16 protein-coding genes are annotated in these 15,072 nt (G+C 71.4%); 7 read left to right on the forward strand and 9 right to left on the reverse strand.

Going from position 1 to position 15,072, the window contains the following annotated elements:
• Positions 1-45 precede the first annotated feature (45 nt).
• The 6 genes from FF096_RS09430 to pstS all read right to left on the reverse strand — a co-directional run bounded on the left by FF096_RS09430 (position 46) and on the right by pstS (position 5,208).
• Positions 46-525, reverse strand: coding sequence for a type II toxin-antitoxin system PemK/MazF family toxin (locus FF096_RS09430; RefSeq protein WP_309222981.1), 480 nt, complete (start codon positions 523-525; stop codon positions 46-48).
• A gap of 75 nt (positions 526-600) precedes the next feature.
• Positions 601-957, reverse strand: coding sequence for a DUF2267 domain-containing protein (locus tag FF096_RS09435; protein WP_309222982.1), 357 nt, complete (start codon positions 955-957; stop codon positions 601-603).
• Between the two features lie 296 nt (positions 958-1,253).
• Entirely contained in the window at positions 1,254-2,117 is an 864-nt protein-coding gene (gene pstB, locus FF096_RS09440) for a phosphate ABC transporter ATP-binding protein PstB (protein WP_155216433.1), read from the reverse strand.
• 1 nt (position 2,118) lies between these two features.
• Positions 2,119-3,033 (reverse strand): phosphate ABC transporter permease PstA, encoded by a 915-nt coding sequence (pstA, locus tag FF096_RS09445; protein ID WP_309222983.1) that lies wholly within the window; start codon positions 3,031-3,033, stop codon positions 2,119-2,121.
• Positions 3,030-4,022, reverse strand: coding sequence for a phosphate ABC transporter permease subunit PstC (gene pstC, locus FF096_RS09450; RefSeq protein ID WP_155216435.1), 993 nt, complete (start codon positions 4,020-4,022; stop codon positions 3,030-3,032). Before pstC ends, pstA begins: the two co-directional genes overlap by 4 nt.
• Positions 4,023-4,107: 85 nt before the next feature.
• Positions 4,108-5,208 (reverse strand): phosphate ABC transporter substrate-binding protein PstS, encoded by a 1,101-nt coding sequence (pstS, locus tag FF096_RS09455; protein ID WP_309222984.1) that lies wholly within the window; start codon positions 5,206-5,208, stop codon positions 4,108-4,110.
• Positions 5,209-5,472: 264 nt separating this feature from the next.
• Here pstS and FF096_RS09460 point away from each other — a divergent pair, with 264 nt between their 5' ends.
• The 5 genes from FF096_RS09460 (at position 5,473) to FF096_RS27030 (ending at position 10,531) form a co-directional block, all read left to right on the forward strand.
• Entirely contained in the window at positions 5,473-6,084 is a 612-nt protein-coding gene (locus tag FF096_RS09460; RefSeq protein ID WP_155216439.1) for a bifunctional 2-polyprenyl-6-hydroxyphenol methylase/3-demethylubiquinol 3-O-methyltransferase UbiG, read from the forward strand.
• Positions 6,085-6,187: 103 nt separating this feature from the next.
• A complete protein-coding gene (locus FF096_RS09465; RefSeq protein WP_155216441.1) occupies positions 6,188-6,787 on the forward strand; it encodes a bifunctional 2-polyprenyl-6-hydroxyphenol methylase/3-demethylubiquinol 3-O-methyltransferase UbiG in 600 nt (199 codons plus the stop codon).
• Positions 6,788-6,882: 95 nt separating this feature from the next.
• Positions 6,883-8,634 (forward strand): ABC transporter ATP-binding protein, encoded by a 1,752-nt coding sequence (locus FF096_RS09470; protein WP_155216443.1) that lies wholly within the window; start codon positions 6,883-6,885, stop codon positions 8,632-8,634.
• Complete coding sequence (locus FF096_RS09475) at positions 8,631-10,391, forward strand: ABC transporter ATP-binding protein (protein WP_309222985.1); 1,761 nt, start codon at positions 8,631-8,633, stop codon at positions 10,389-10,391. Before FF096_RS09470 ends, FF096_RS09475 begins: the two co-directional genes overlap by 4 nt.
• Before the next feature lie 17 nt (positions 10,392-10,408).
• Entirely contained in the window at positions 10,409-10,531 is a 123-nt protein-coding gene (locus FF096_RS27030; RefSeq protein ID WP_255456607.1) for a hypothetical protein, read from the forward strand.
• Between the two features lie 105 nt (positions 10,532-10,636).
• Here the strand turns inward: FF096_RS27030 and FF096_RS09480 are convergent, their stop codons facing one another.
• Positions 10,637-11,212: a dihydrofolate reductase family protein gene (locus FF096_RS09480; protein WP_155216445.1), complete on the reverse strand. Its 576-nt coding sequence runs from the start codon at positions 11,210-11,212 to the stop codon at positions 10,637-10,639.
• 117 nt (positions 11,213-11,329) lie between these two features.
• Positions 11,330-12,706, reverse strand: coding sequence for a type VII secretion protein EccB (eccB, locus tag FF096_RS09485; protein ID WP_155216447.1), 1,377 nt, complete (start codon positions 12,704-12,706; stop codon positions 11,330-11,332).
• 111 nt (positions 12,707-12,817) lie between these two features.
• On the opposite strand from eccB, the gene FF096_RS09490 reads away from it, so the two are divergent.
• Both FF096_RS09490 and FF096_RS26315 read left to right on the forward strand, forming a co-directional pair.
• Complete coding sequence (locus FF096_RS09490; RefSeq protein ID WP_309222986.1) at positions 12,818-13,537, forward strand: spermidine synthase; 720 nt, start codon at positions 12,818-12,820, stop codon at positions 13,535-13,537.
• A gap of 98 nt (positions 13,538-13,635) precedes the next feature.
• Positions 13,636-13,812: a hypothetical protein gene (locus FF096_RS26315; RefSeq protein WP_196222498.1), complete on the forward strand. Its 177-nt coding sequence runs from the start codon at positions 13,636-13,638 to the stop codon at positions 13,810-13,812.
• A gap of 92 nt (positions 13,813-13,904) precedes the next feature.
• On the opposite strand, the gene FF096_RS09495 is transcribed toward FF096_RS26315, so the two are convergent.
• Positions 13,905-15,062, reverse strand: a complete 1,158-nt coding sequence (locus tag FF096_RS09495) for an acyl-CoA desaturase (RefSeq protein WP_155216449.1) — start codon at positions 15,060-15,062, stop codon at positions 13,905-13,907.
• Positions 15,063-15,072 lie beyond the last annotated feature (10 nt).

Raw genomic sequence — 15,072 nt, forward strand, 5'->3', positions numbered from 1 at the left:
CGCCGTCGCGCGGTCGAATGCGCCAGCAGGCTCCGGGGCGGGCGGTCAGCGCCAGCCGTACCCGGCGCGCAGCGCCTGACCCACCCGGTCGAACCGGGCCCGGTCCAGCACCGCGCCCTCCCGCCGGATGCCGTCCTCCCGCATGGTCAGCACCCGGTCCAGGCGTACCCAGCTCGGCCGCCGCTCGCGGTCCCACTCACCCGGCCCGAGGGCCAGCCAGTGCCGCTCACCCTGGCGGTCCTGGCTGGAGAGCATCAGCCCGAACAGCGTCCGGCTGTGTCGACCCACCACCAGCACCGGCCGGTCCTTGCCCTGCCGGGGGTCGTCCTCGTAGGGCACCCAGGTCCAGACGATCTCCCCCGGGTCGGCATGGCCGTCGAGCTCCGGGGCGTACGACAGCTCGCGGCGCTGCAACGCGCTGACCTGGCGCGGTCGCGCGAGCTTGGCCGGGGAGGGCCCCGCCGACCGCGGTTTCGGGATCACCGCGCCGACGCGGGACGCCATACTCCTCAACAGACCTGCCACGGCGGCAGCCTATCCGCTGCCGCCGGTCCCCTCGCCGGCAGGGAGTGGTCGGCCGCACCGCGTGCCGGTCAGATGTCACCCGGCGAACGGCTCGGTGCCACCGCCGGCGCTCGGTAGCCGCGCCACCATCTCCTGGAACTCGCCGACGGTCACCGTCTCGCGGAGGGTGGCGAACACCGCGGCGGCACCGGCCGCCGCCGTACTCTCGTCGACGCCGGCCCGGTCGGCGACCCGGCGCAGGAAATCACCCGGTCCGCCCGGCGAGATCGCGTCGGTCAGCTCGGTCGGCAGGTAGCCGGTCGGATCGGTCGGCGCGCTACCGGTCATCCGTTCCACGACGGTCTGGAGCACCGCGCGCGCGACGACGGCCGCTGGTTCGGGCGCCAGCCCTGAACGGCGGGACACCGCGGCGACGAACAGCGGAAACCGCACGGCGGTGGCTACCCGTCTCGGCGGCGGACAAACGCGCGGACGACCGTACGGTCCCGGGCGGGCCCGTCAGGCACCGACCAGGTGCGGGGCCGGTGGGACGAGCGCCGCCCGGAGTCTCTCGGCCGTCGTGTGCGACTCGCCCGCACCCGTCGCGCCCCCGTTAACCACCACGTGCGCGGACCCGAAAGACCCGTCGGCCACCGGCCCGGCCGGCAGTTGCCCGGCCGCCGGGGGTTGCCGAACGAAGGATATCGTACGCGTACAGTAAGGAGCCCTGTCAATGTTCGTTCGTGATCTCAGCCGAAGCGCCCGGTGATGTAGTCCTCCGTACGCTTGTCGGCCGGGTTGGTGAACAGCTGGTCGGTCGGGCTGAACTCGACCAGCCGACCGTGCCGCTCCTGCCGCTCGTCCACCTCGGCGGTGAAGAACGCGGTGTGGTGGCTGACCCGGGCCGCCTGTTGCATGTTGTGCGTGACGATCACGATGGTGTAGTCGTGCGTCAGCTCGAAGATCAACTCCTCGATCTTCGCCGTGGCGATCGGGTCGAGGGCCGAACAGGGCTCGTCCATCAGGATCACCTCGGGCTTGACGGCGATCGTCCGGGCGATGCACAGCCGCTGCTGCTGGCCGCCGGAGAGCGCCAGTGCGCTCGTACGCAGCTTGTCCTTGACCTCGTCCCAGAGCGCGGCCTGCGTCAGCGCCGCCTCGACGTGCTCGTCGAGACGGCCCTTGACGCCGTTGATCCGCAGCCCGTACGCGACGTTGTCGTAGATGGACTTCGGGAACGGGTTGGGCTTCTGGAACACCATGCCGATCCGTCGACGGACCTGGGTCGGGTCGACGTGCCGGGCGTACAGGTCCTGACCGTGGAAGAGGACGTCGCCGCTGACCCGGGCGCCCGGGATCGAGTCGTTCATCCGGTTGAGCGTGCGCAGCACCGTGGACTTGCCGCAGCCGGACGGCCCGATCATCGCGGTGACCTGGTTCCGCTGGATCGGCATGCTGGTGCGACGCACCGCCTCGTAGTTGCCGTAGTGGACGCTGACGTCGCGCAGTCGCATCACCGAGGTGTCGGCGAACGCCGCGCCGGAGGTGGTGACGGCGGCGGGAGCGTGCACCGTCACGGACGGACGGGTGATGAGGTGGGTGTCACTGACCATGTCAACGCTCCTTGGTGGCGAATCGGCGGGAGATGAGGCGAGCGAGGACCGTGCAGCCGAGGACGATCACGATGAGCGTCAGCGCCGCCCCCCACGCCCGGTCCTGGGCGGCGTCGAAGGGCTGGCTGGCGTTGCGGAAGATCTGCGCCGGCAACGCCGTGTTGGACCCGTCGAAGAGGTTCCAGTTCGGGGAGAAGACGATCCCGGTGACGATGATGATCGGGGCGGTCTCACCGGCCGCGCGGGCGACGGCCAGCAGCGAGCCACTGGTGATCCCGGAGATCGCCGCCGGCAGCACCACGGTGAGCGTGGTCTGCCACTTGCGGGCACCGAGCGCCATGCTGGCCTGCCGCAGCTCCTCCGGGACCAGCCGGAGCATCTCCTCGCTGCTGCGGATCACCACCGGCAGCATCAGGCAGGCCAGCGCCAGCGCACCGGCGAAGCCGGTCTGCGCACCGACGAGCAGCACCCAGGAGAGGTAGACGAACAGACCCATCACGATCGACGGCACTCCGGTCATGACGTCGGCCATCAACCGGATGAGCCGGGCCAGTGGTCGCTGCTTGCCGTACTCGTTGAGGTAGATCGCGCCGAAGACGCCGAGCGGGATCGCCATCAACGCGGCCGTCCCGGTGATGAGCAGCGTGCCGACGATCGCCGGGGCCATGCCCCCGCCGTCGCGGCGGTAGGAATTCGGGATGTCCTCGGTGAGGAACGACAGGCTCATCACCCCACCGCCTCTGGTGATGACGGTGTAGGTCACCAGCGCCAGCGGGACGACGGCGAGTAGCACGGCGGCCCAGATGGCGGCCGTGGCGAGATGGTTGGTCAACCGTCGACGGCCGGACAGCGCCGCCCGGGTCAGGTCGGGTCCACCCCCGGCCGGGCGGAAGGTCGGTGGTGCGGTGAGAGTCACGCGACGCCTCCCTTCATCCGGGCCTCGGCCCGACGGACGACCACCCGGGCGAACACGTTGATCAACACCGTCATCGCGAACAGCACCACGCCCAGCCCGATCAGCGCGGCGGTGAAGGTGCCGGTGGATTCGCCGAACTGCTGCACGATGACGGCGGCCATCGAGTTACCGGGGGCGAACAGGTTGGCGGTGATGTTGGTGGCACCGCCGATGACCAGGGCCACCGCGATCGTCTCCCCCATCGCCCGGCCCAGGCCGAGCATCACCGCGCCGACGATCCCACCGAAGCTGTGCGGGAGGACCGCGCCCCGGATCATCTCCCACCGGGTGGCACCCAGGGCGAGGGCGGCGTCCTTGTCGGCACGCGGCACCGTGCCGAACACCTCGCGGGTGATCGAGGTGATGATCGGCGTGATCATGATCGCCAGGATCAGCCCGGCGGTCATGAAGGTGCGACCGCTGCCCACCGGGCCGACAAGGCGACCGAGCAGTGGCACGCCACCGAAGACGTCGTGCGTCCACTGGTAGACCGGAACCAGCGCGGGCGCCACGACCAGGATGCCCCAGAGGCCGAAGACCACCGACGGCACGGCGGCCAGCAGGTCGATCACGGTCACTGCCGGGCCACGCAACCGGCGTGGGGCCAGTTCGGTGAGGAACAGCGCGATGCCGACCGAGACCGGCACCGCGAACAGCAACGCGATCAGCGACGAGACGGCGGTGCCGTACGCGAACGACAACGCGCCGAAGATCGCGTCGCCGGTCGCCGGGTTCGGGTCCCAGACCCGTTCGGTGACGAAGCGCGGGCCCATCGCGTCGAACGCGGGCCACGCCTCCCGGACGGTGGTGACCAGGATCAGCCCGAGGATCGCCAGCACCAGCAGCCCGGTGCCGAGCGTCCACCAGGAGAAGACCCGGTCGCCGAGGGCACCGTGACCGCGTCGACGCACGGCCACCTCGGCGGCGGGGGACGGATTCGTCAAGGTCATCTTCACTCCTGCCCCGGGTACTCCGCCGGGGACGGGATCGACGAGATCCCGTCCCCGGCCGGACGCCCCGGCGCTCCTGGTTCGCTCAGCCCTGGATCTTCTCGATCTGGGCGAGCGCCTTGTCCCGGAGAGAGGCCGGCAGCGGCGCGAAGTCCGCGTCCTCGGCCAACTCCTGGCCCTCGGTGAGCAGATAGTTGAGGAAGCCCCTGACCAGCGCGGCCTTGTTCGCGTCGTCGTAGGCGGTCCTGACGATGACGAAGGTCGGCGCGGTGATCGGGTAGGCGGTGGCCCCGGCGGCGTTGAGCGGGTTGTAGCTCAGGTCGTCGGCGACCTCGGCACCCTCCAGACCGGCGGTGGTGCCCTCCAGCGACGGCTCGACGAACTGGCCGTCCTTGTTCTTGATGGCGGCGAACGTCAGGCCGGTGGCCTTGGCGTCGCTGAGGTCGACGTACCCGACGGCACCGTTGGTCTGCTTGACGATCTGGGCGACACCGGTGTTCTTCTCGCCGCCCTGGGTGTTGGCCGGCCAGGCCACCGTGTCACCGCTGCCCAACTTCCAGGTGCCCGCGGCGGCGGCTTCGAGATACTTGGTGAAGTTGCTGGTGGTGCCGGAACCGTCCGAACGGTGCGCCACCGTGATCGGAGTGTCGGGCAGCTCGACACCCGGGTTGTCGGCCTTGATGGCCGCGTCGTCCCAGGTCGTGATGTCGGTCTGGAAGATCTTGGCGAGGGTCTCCGGGCTGAGCTGAAGCTTGTCGACACCCTCGAGGTGGTAGGAGACCGTGATCGGGGCCGCCACCGTCGGGACGTAGCGGAACGAACCGGCGGCCACGCCGTCGGTCTCCTTCACCAGCGAGTCGGTGCCGGCGAAGTCGACCAGACCCGCACCGAACTGCTTCTTGCCGGTGCCGGAGCCGGTCGCGTTGTAGGTGACCGTCACGTCGGGCGCCGCGCTCTTGAACGCCTCGACGACCTCTTGGTAGTAGGCGTCCGGGAAGCTGGCGCCCGACGCCGTCAACTCGCCGGACAGGTCCGCGTAGGCGCTGCCGCCGCCGCTGCCCGGCTGGGAACTATTGCCGTCACCGCCCGGCTGGGAGCTGTTGTCGTTGCTGCCGCAGCCGGTAAGCGCGAGCGCGACAAGCGCGACGCCGGCAAGGACGCGCCGCGAAAGCACGTTGCGGTTCACCAGGTAAGCCTCTCTATCGGGATGCATCAGCCCGGCCGGGCCGTACGCGAGTCAAGCTAGGAGGCACAGGTGGCCGGACTCCCCGACCCAGGTGAACGCGACATGAACGTGGCGGGTCGGAACCGGTGACCCGAGCGGATCGGTTCGCCCGGTGTCGCCACGGGGTAGCGACACCGGGCGAGGCTAGGCTGGGACGATCGCGGCGCGGGTCACGGTGCCACGGGCGTGGACCAGCACACGTGGGTACGGGACTGGGGAGATCTGATGGCACACGCACGGCAGGACCCGACGGACACGGAGAGCGTCGACTACACCCAGCGACTGCGACGCCTCAGCGGGGCGCGTTGGAAGCAGGTGCTGGACGTACAGGCGCCCTACCGGTGGAACCTGCGGCGGCTGCGGTTGGGCCGGACCCTCGACGTCGGCTCGGGGCTCGGCCGGAACCTGGTCAACCTCGGCACGGGCGCGGTCGGAGTGGACCACAACCCCACCTCGGTGGCCCACTCCCGGGAACTCGGTCTGGAGGCGTACACCGTCGAGGAGTTCTTCCGCTCCGAGCACGCGCGGCCGAACGCCTTCGACTCGATGCTCGCCGCGCACCTGCTGGAACACATGCCGGCGGAGCAGGCGCGCGAGGTGGTCTCGTCGTACCTGCCGTTCGTCCGCCCCGGCGGCCGGGCGGTGTTCATCACCCCGCAGGAGCGCGGCTACCACAGCGACCCCACGCACGTACGCTTCGTCGGTTTCGCCGAGGCGGCGGAGACCTGCCGGGAGCTGGGCCTGACCGTGTTGCGCCAGTACTCCTTCCCCTTCCACCGCCTCGCCGGCAAGGTGTTCACCTACAACGAGTTCGTGACCGTCGCCCGACTCCCCTGAGCAGCCCGGATACCGTGGCCCTCATGAGCGAGCGACAGCGAGCGGGTCAGCAGCGCGGCCCGACGGTGCCCCAGACCGCCCCGCGACGAAGCGGAGGCGCGGCATGAGGAACACACGCTGGGTCACCGACACCGGTCCCGGGCACTCACAGTGGTACGTCAACCGCTTCCGCCAGTTGGCCGCCGAAGGAGCCGACCTGGCTGGTGAGGCCCGCCTGCTCGACGCGCTGGTGCCGCCGACCTCCCGGATCCTCGACGCGGGCTGCGGCACCGGCCGGGTCGGTGCCGAGCTGGCCAAGCGGGGGCACACGGTGGTCGGGGTGGACGCCGACCCGGTCCTGATCGACGCGGCCCGCGCCGACCATCCCGCGCCCCGCTGGCTCGTCGCCGACCTGGCCGAACTGGACCTGCCGGCGGCCGGCGAGGAGGAGCCGTTCGACGCGGCGGTGCTGGCCGGCAACGTGATGGCCTTCGTGGCCGCCGGCACCGAAGGTCAGGTGCTCCGCCGGGTGGCCGCCCACCTCCGCCCGGACGGTGTGCTCGCGGTCGGATTCGGCACCGACCGGGGTTATCCGGTCACCGACTTCGACGCCGACGCCGTCGGTGCCGGGTTGCGCCTGGAGCACCGCTTCGCCACCTGGGACCTGCGCCCGTGGCACGACGACGCGGACTTCGTCGTCACCATCCTGCGTCGTCCCGCCTGACCGACGCCGCCCACCTCGGCGCTGACGGCACGGCCGCCACCCGACGCCTATCGCCGCCGTCGAAAAAGGATCGCGCCAGGTCGTAATCTGTACCGATGCCCCCACACCTCCCGCATCCCGAACCGGGCACACCGGATACGAGGGGGCCACTGAGGTACATCTGGTGGCTGGTCCGCTGCCAACCCCTGCGGGTGTTGCGTGGCGGACTCATCGGCACGGCCTGGATGGTGGGGTTGTCGCTCCGGCCGTACCTCATCGCACGGGCCATCGACGACGGGCTGCGCACCGGCGACTACCGGACGCTGCTGTGGTGGGTGGCCGCCATCGTCGTCGCCGGGATGGGCCTGGCCTATCTGGGCATCATGCGGCACCGGACGATGACGTTCGTCCGGGAGGACGCGTCGGCCCGCACCGCCGCCGTCCTGCTGCGTCACCTGTCCGGCATCGGTGCCGTGCTGCCCCGCCGACTCGCCGCCGGGGAGGTCGCCACCGTCGGCGGCGCCGACATCACCCACACCTCGGCGGTGCTGACGATGACCGGCCCGGGGGTCGGGGCCGTGCTCGCGTACGCGTTCGTCGCCGTGGTCCTCTGGTCGGTCGCTCCGCTCCTGGCGGTGTTCGTGCTGCTCGGTGTGCCGGCGGTGGTGCTGATCGTGGCGCCGCTGCTACGCCGTCTCGAACGGGTCGAGTCGGTCTACCGTCACCAGCAGGGCGTCCTCACCACCCGCGCCGCCGACATCGTCGCCGGGTTGCGGGTGCTGGCCGGGGTCGGTGGCCGGGGACTGTTCGCCCGCCGGTACGCGGACCGCTCCCGGCGGCTGTTGGCCGAGGGCTACCGGGTCGGTGCCGTGAACAGCTGGATCGAGGCGCTGACGATCGCCGTCCCGGGGCTGTTCCTGGCCGCCGTGGTGTGGCTGGCCGCGCGCATGGCCGCCGCCGGTGACATCAGCATCGGGCAGATGGTGGCGGTGTACGGGTACGTGGCGGTGCTCATCGTGCCGGTGTGGTTCCTGCTCGAAGGTGGCCATCAGCTGATCCGGGGTCGGGTCTCCGCCCGCCGCATCGTCGCGCTGCTCAACCTGACCCCGGACGAGGTCGGCCCGACGTCGCCGGGCGACGCGACGCCGACTCGACCCGCACCGGAGCACCCCGCCGACCTGCACGACCCCGACACCGGCCTGACCGTGCCCGCCGGGCGGCTGCTGGCCGTCGCCGCCGACGATCCGGGCGCGGCCGTCGCACTGGCCGACCGCCTCGGGCGGTTCGTGCCCAGCGACGTGACCTGGGGTGGCGTACCGCTGACCGGGGTCGCGCTCGACGAGGTGCGGGCCCGGATCCTCGTCGCCGACCACGACTCCTACATCTTCGCCGGGACGCTGCGCGAGATCCTTCAGGTGGGGGCCGGTGGCAGCGACGCCGACCTGGGCGCGGCTCTGCGTGCAGCCTCGGCGGAGGACGTCGTCGATGCCCACCCGGACGGGCTCGCGATGCCGGTCAGCACCCGGGCCCGGACCCTCTCCGGCGGTCAACGGCAACGCGTACGCCTGGCCCGTGCCCTGCTCGCCGAACCGGAGGTGCTGATCCTCATCGACCCGACGTCGGCCGTGGACGCACACACCGAGGCACGCATCGCGCAGCGACTCCGCGCGGCGCGGGCGGGCCGGACCACTGTGGTGCTGACCAGCTCACCACTGCTGCTCGGTCACGCCGACCAGGTCGCGCACCTGTGCGAGGGCCGGATCGTCTCGGTCGGCAGCCACGGCGAGCTGCTGCACCGTGACCCGGGCTACCGGGCCCTGGTCACCCGGGACGGCGTGGCCGTCGACGTCGACGGGTCGCTGCGGTGAGCGGGCTGCCGGTCGCCGACCGGTCGACCGTCCGCCGCGCCGCACTGGGTCTGCTCGCCGTGGATCGTCGCGCGGTCGCCGTCGTGCTGGTGCTGCACGCTGCCGCCGCGGTCGCCGGGCTCGCCACGCCGTGGCTGCTGGGCAGGATCGTCGACGCGGTCGCGGCCGGTGCCGGTACCGCCTCTCTGGATCGCCTGGCGCTCGCGATCGTCGGATCCGTGCTGGCGCACGGTCTGCTCACCCGATACGCCCAGTACACCGGACACCGGTTCGGCGAGCGTGCCGTCGCCCGGTTGCGCGAGGGTTTCGTCACGCGCACGCTCGACCTGCCCGTCTCCGTCGTCGAGCGGGCCGGCACCGGTGAACTCGCCACCCGCAGTTCGGTGGACGTGGCGACCGTCGGGAGCACCGTCCGGGACGTCGTGCCGGTCATGGTCATCGCCTCGACCCAACTGACGTTGCTGTTCGGTGCGATCTTCCTCCTGCACCCGCTGCTCGGCCTGGTCGCCCTGACCGGCCTGCCGTCGATCGTCGCGGTCACCCGCTGGTATCTACGCCGAGCCCGGCCGGCGTACCTCGCCGAGGGAGCCGCGACAGCCGAACTGACCGAGTCGTTGACCACGACCGCGGAGGGTGCCCGCACCATCGAGGCGCTGCGCCTCGGTGCCGACCGGGTCGCGCACGGCAGGAAGCGCATCCGCCGGGTGTGGGACACCCGCCGGGCGACCCTGGCACTGCGCTCGGTCTTCTTCCCGGTCGTGGAGGCGAGCTACGCGCTGCCCATCGCCGCGGTCCTGCTGTTCGGCGGCGTGCTGCTCGACCGGGACATGGTGACCCTCGGCGAGGTGGTCGCCGCCGCGCTCTACCTCCAGCAGGCGATCGATCCACTGGACCGGCTGCTGCAATGGATGGAGCAGGCCCAACGTGGCCTCGCCTCGTTCGCCCGCGTACTCGGTGTCGGCCAGCAGTCGGCACCCGCCGCCGTCCCGGTCGCCACCGCGACGCCACGACCGCGCGACCCGGCGCCCGCGCGATCCGGCAGCCTCGTCGTGCGCGCGGCCCGCTTCTCGTACGCCGACGGCCACGACGTGCTGCACGGGATCGACCTTTCGGTGCGCCCCGGCGAACGCCTCGCCATCGTCGGCCCGTCCGGGGCGGGGAAGTCCACCCTGGCCAGGCTGCTGGCCGGCATCGACGCGCCACGCGAGGGCGTGGTCAGCCTCGACGGTCAACCGGTGACGGACCTCGACCCGGCCGAGCGCCGTCGCCGGATCGCCCTGGTCACCCAGGAACACCACGTCTTCATCGGTACGCTGCGCGACAACCTCGCCTTCGCCGCGCCCGACGCCTCCGACGAGCAGATGCGCGCGGCGCTGGAGGCCGTGAGCGCCGACTGGGCCACCAACCTGCCCGACGGACTCGACACGCAACTCGGCGACGGTGCCCGCGAACTCGGTCCCGCCGACGCCCAGCAGCTCGCGCTGGCCCGGCTGGTGCTGGCCGACCCGCACATCCTGATCCTCGACGAGGCGACCGCCGCCCTCGATCCGACGACCGCCCGGCGTACCGAACGGGCACTCGCCGCCGTGGTCACCGGGCGTACCGTCATCGCCATCGCACACCGGCTGAACACCGCGCACGACGCCGACCGGGTGGCGGTGCTGGAGGACGGCCGGATCACCGAACTCGGCAGCCACGACGAACTCGTACGCGCCGGTGGCGCCTACGCCGCCCTCTGGCACTCCTGGCACGGCTGACGGCAGTTGGAGACCCAGTGGACACCACAAGCGACCCAGGCAAGAAGCACAGCGCCGAAACCTTCGCCGCCGAACTCAGGCGCCGGATCGCCGCCGCCGAGGAAGGCGTTGCGCGTGGCGTCGCGGAGCTGTCCGGGTAGCTGCGATCGCGCAGCACGCCAATCCCCGTGCCGCTCCGGGTGCACCTCGGTGCTGGGAACAGCAGCGGATGCACCCGGAGCGCACAACGGTCGGCCCGCAGGCGGTCAGCGGACCACGTCGTAGATCAGCTTCTGGATGCCGTTGGCGTACGACTCACTCTCGACGAGCTTGAGGTTCTGCTTGTCCCGGTCGGTGTCGCTGAACAGCCGCTTGCCCGCGCCGAGCAGAACCGGGAAGACCAGCAGGTGGTAGCGGTCGATCAGATCGGCGTCGGACAGGTTGCGGTTCAGCGTGGCGCTGCCGTGGATGATGATCGGCCCGCCCTCGGTCTGCTTCAGCGCGGCGACGTCGTCCAGCGACCGGAGGATGACCGTCTCCCCCCAGTTGGACACCAGGTCCCGCTCGTCCAGAGTGGTCGACACGACGTACTTCGGCATCGCGTTGTAGCCGGGGAACTCGTCGGTCATCGTCGGCCACACCGGCGCGAACGCTTCGTAGCTGACCCGGCCCAACATCATCGCCGTGGCCTCGTCCTGTTCACGGCCCTTCAGCTCGTAGGCGGCCTCGTCGAACACGATGTCGTTGAAGGTCCAGCCCGAGTTGCGGTAGCCCGGTTCTCCGCCGGGTGCCTCGACGACGCCGTCGAGCGAGACGAACGCGGTGGCGATCAGGGTACGCATGGGTTGCTCCTCGGTCTTGTCTGACGTGCTGTCATCAGTGCGACGAGCGGGAGTCGCCGGAATCGACAACGCGCGCCAGAAATTTCCTACCACTGCCGGACGGCAGGTCCGCGCACGTCAGGCGGGCGCGGCACGTCGGCGAGCCACGGTCGGGTCGAGCGGCGCACCGGCGGGTACGAGGCTGACCACCCCCGCCGGCAGCCGGACGGGCGGCACGTCGCCGTAGCCGAGCATCCCGGTCACCTCGGGACCGGCGAGCGCGTACCGGCGGCCCAGGTCCGTCACCACGGAGATCGCGCCGCCACCGGCGCCCGGCGTGGCGACCGATTCGACGATCGCACCCCGTCCCGGCTCCACGACCACGTGGTCGGCGCTGGTCGCATCGGTCGGTCGTTCCGACACCGGAGGCAGCGGCGGCAGCTCCCCGCCCAGCCGCAGGTCCACCCGGCCGGTGTCGTCGCCGACCCGCGCGCAGATCGTCGACGAGTCAGACGTGGCCAGCCGGGGCAGCGTGCCCGGCGGCGCGTCGGGCCCGGCGGGGACGAGGTCGGGCAGCTGCGGCAGGGCGGCGAACCGTCCGAGACTGATCCGCTCCGGCTCCCGCTGACCGGTACGGGCCAGCAGCAGACCGGCCTGTAGCTCGGTGATGGCGGCGAGGCCGTCGCGCAGTACCACCGCGTACTGCCGTCCGCCACCGGGGTTGCTCACCACCAGCACGTCACCGACCCGTGCACCGGCGACGCGGGCGGACCGGCGGCCCACGCCGGGCGGGTCCAGCGGGGCCAGGTCGGTGCCCGCCGGCACGGCGTTGAGCAGCGCGGCGGCGACCGGCACGGACCGGGAGCGGGTGATCGCGAGCGCCGCCAGCACCCGGTCGGCGTCCCGGATCAGGTGGCGTCGCTGCTGCCAGAGCAGGTGCAGCCGCCCGCCGGGGTCACGCAGCAGCAGGGCATCGCGGCCCAGCGGCCGACCGCCGGAGTCGCTGGTGCCCACCAGCAGCACCGACCGGGTCGCCGAGGCGTGCTCGGTCGGGGAGACCGAGCAGACCGTCCACGGTGCGGTGGTGAGCCCGGCCGCCGCGGGCAGCGAGTCGGGGGCGTCGCGGATGCCCAGCGGCAGGCCCCGGGGCACCCCGTCGATCGACCGGCGGGACACCAGGACGGTCTTCGGCCGCTGGACGCCGATGATGAGCAGCGCCGAGGCGTAGTTGAGCACCGGATGGAGCTTGTCCTCCCGGTAGACGAACCGGGCGCCGGACTCCCGCTCCACGATCACCGCACCCGGGTCGCGCCAGGTCGCGCCGTCGCCGGTGACCAGGCCGTACAGGGCGGTGCCACCGAGCCCGATGGACGCCACCAGCAGACCGGCCAACCCGGCTCCGGCGAGCCGACGCAACGGCGACCGCGCCGGATCGGGATCCCGCGTCACCAGGGCGGCCACCGTCCGTTGGACGGTGAACTGGTACGAGTGCAGCTGGTCCTGCCGCGACGCCATCGTGTCCCCTCCGGCGAGACGATCGGGGCACAGGATATGCGCTGCGTCGATGTTCCGAGGACCGTGCGTCACATCAGGGCCGATCGGTGGCCGCCGGGTAGCATCCCGGCGGTGAGCCTGCGCTTCGAGGAACTGGCCTGGCGGCCGACACCCATCGGCGAGATCAGCCTGCGTCGGCGTCGCGAGCCACGGCTCGACCTGGACGTGTACGAGGTCAAGCTCGACGACGAGTTCCTGATGTCGAGTCTGTTCACCGTCGGCGAGGTCGAGTTGGCCCGATCGGCGTTGGCGGCGCTGACCGGTGACCGCCTCGACGTCGTCGTCGGTGGCCTGGGCCTCGGCTACACCGCCCGTACCGCCCTGTCAGACGACCGGGTCGCCTCCCTGCTCGTGGTGGAGGCGATCGAGGACGTGATCGACTGGCACCGGCGTGGCCTGCTGCCCTTCGCCGCCGGGCTGGCCACCGACCCGCGTACCCGGATGGTGCGGGCGGACTTCTTCGCCCGGGTGGCCGGTCCCGACGGTCTCGACCCCGACGACCCCGGACGTCGCTTCCACGCGGTGCTGCTCGACGTCGACCACTCGCCCCGGCACCCGCTGCACCCGAGCCACGCCGCCTTCTACCAGCCCGACGGACTGCGCCGGCTGGCCCGGCTGCTGCTCCCGGGCGGGGTGTTCGCCCTCTGGTCGGACGACCCACCGGATCCGGACTTCGAAGCCGTCCTCGCCGCCGTGTTCCCCACCTGGCACAGCCGGGTGGTGCGGTTCGCCAACCCGCTGACCGGCGGCGAGTCGACCAACACCGTCTACCTGGGGCAGCTTCCGGCCTGAGCCGGGCAGACGCCACCGGTCGGCATGAACCCGCCCGATCCGGGTACGCATCTCGGCACCTGCGCCCGGATCGGCCGGGCAGCCGGTGGGAGGTGGAGATGCGTGCCCTGCTCTGGGTCGTGGCCGTGGTCGCCGGGGTGCTGGTCCTGCTCGGCCTGCTCCTCGAAGCGGTCCGCTGGCTGATCATCATCGGCGTCATCGCGCTCGCCGCAGTGATCATCCTGTCTTTCGTCAAGGGCCGCCAGTCCGCCCACAACTATCCCAACCGCCGCTGAGACCGACCCCGGCCCTGGGACCGACCCCGGCCCGCCCAGCCGAGCAGGCCGGTGCCGGGCCTGGGGGGGGCCGGGCGGGCCGGTGCCGGCGGTCAGGCGGCGACGAGGGCCCGGGTCGGACGGTCGCCGGAGTCGTCGATCGGGGTGGCCGGGGCCGTCGGCTGGCGGCGGTTCGGCAGCGCCAGCCGGAAGACCTTCTTCCAGGCGGAGAAGACCTGCCGGGGCAGCGAGCCGGTGGTGTACTTCAGCCCGTACCGCTTGAACAGCGCCTGCACCTCCGGCGCGATCTCCTGGTAGCGGTTGCTCGGCAGATCCGGGAAGAGGTGGTGCTCGATCTGGAACGACAGGTTCCCGGTCATGATGTGCATCAGTTTGCTGCCGCTGATGTTGGCCGAGCCGAGCATCTGCCGCACGTACCACTCCCCCCGGGTCTCACCCTCGATGGAGGTCTTCTCGAAGGTCTCCACCCCCTCCGGAAAGTGCCCGCACATGATCACCGAGTGGCTCCACAGGTTGCGGATCAGGTTCGCGGTGAAGTTGGCGGCCAGGGTGTGCAGGAAAGACGGGCCGGACAGCAGCGGGAACAGCAGGTAGTCCTTGAGGAACTGGCGGCGGATCTTCCGGCCGACCGCGCGCAGTCGGGTGCGGAACTCCGGGTCCTTGAGCCCACCGTTCTTCAGCCGGTCGCCCAGTTCGAGGTCGTACGCGGCGATGCCGTACTCGAAGAAGCAGGCGTTGAGGAAGTTGTAGAACGGCTGGCCCAGGTGCGCCGGGTGCCAGGGCTGGTCCTCGTCGACGCGCATGATGCCGTAGCCGAGGTCGTTGTCCTTGCCGACCACGTTGGTGTAGCGGTGGTGCAGCTCGTTGTGCGACTGCTTCCACTGGTCGGCCGGGGCGACGTGGTCCCATTCCCAGCTGGTCGAGTGGATCTTCGGGTCGCGCATCCAGTCCCACTGCCCGTGCAGGACGTTGTGCCCGATCTCCATGTTCTCCAGGATCTTCGCCACCGACAGCCCGGCGGTGCCGACGATCCAGGCCGGCGGGAACAGCGAGAACAACAGCACCACCCGGCTGCCGATCTCCAGCTTCCGCTGCGTCGAGATGACCTTGCGGATGTACGCGGCGTCCCGTTCGCCCCGGGAGGCGATGACCCGTTCGCGGATGGCGTCGAGCTCCCGGCCGAGGTTCTCGATGTCCTCGGCGGTGAGGTGGGCGATCGGGTTGTCGGCCTTCTTCTGGATCACGGTCATCGGTGGTTCT

The organism is Micromonospora sp. CP22, from assembly GCF_009712475.1.
In the GTDB taxonomy this organism is placed as follows: domain Bacteria; phylum Actinomycetota; class Actinomycetes; order Mycobacteriales; family Micromonosporaceae; genus Micromonospora.

Bases quoted from the DNA above. Each gene is read 5' to 3' on its own strand.
- FF096_RS09480 (WP_155216445.1), bottom strand. From the start codon at position 11,212: ATGCGTACCCTGATCGCCACCGCGTTCGTCTCGCTCGACGGCGTCGTC.
- FF096_RS09465 (WP_155216441.1), top strand. From the start codon at position 6,188: ATGAGGAACACACGCTGGGTCACCGACACCGGTCCCGGGCACTCACAG.
- FF096_RS26315 (WP_196222498.1), top strand. From the start codon at position 13,636: ATGCGTGCCCTGCTCTGGGTCGTGGCCGTGGTCGCCGGGGTGCTGGTC.
- FF096_RS09495 (WP_155216449.1), bottom strand. From the start codon at position 15,062: ATGACCGTGATCCAGAAGAAGGCCGACAACCCGATCGCCCACCTCACC.
- pstC (WP_155216435.1), bottom strand. From the start codon at position 4,022: ATGACCTTGACGAATCCGTCCCCCGCCGCCGAGGTGGCCGTGCGTCGA.
- FF096_RS09470 (WP_155216443.1), top strand. From the start codon at position 6,883: ATGCCCCCACACCTCCCGCATCCCGAACCGGGCACACCGGATACGAGG.
- pstB (WP_155216433.1), bottom strand. From the start codon at position 2,117: ATGGTCAGTGACACCCACCTCATCACCCGTCCGTCCGTGACGGTGCAC.
- FF096_RS09460 (WP_155216439.1), top strand. From the start codon at position 5,473: ATGGCACACGCACGGCAGGACCCGACGGACACGGAGAGCGTCGACTAC.
- eccB (WP_155216447.1), bottom strand. From the start codon at position 12,706: ATGGCGTCGCGGCAGGACCAGCTGCACTCGTACCAGTTCACCGTCCAA.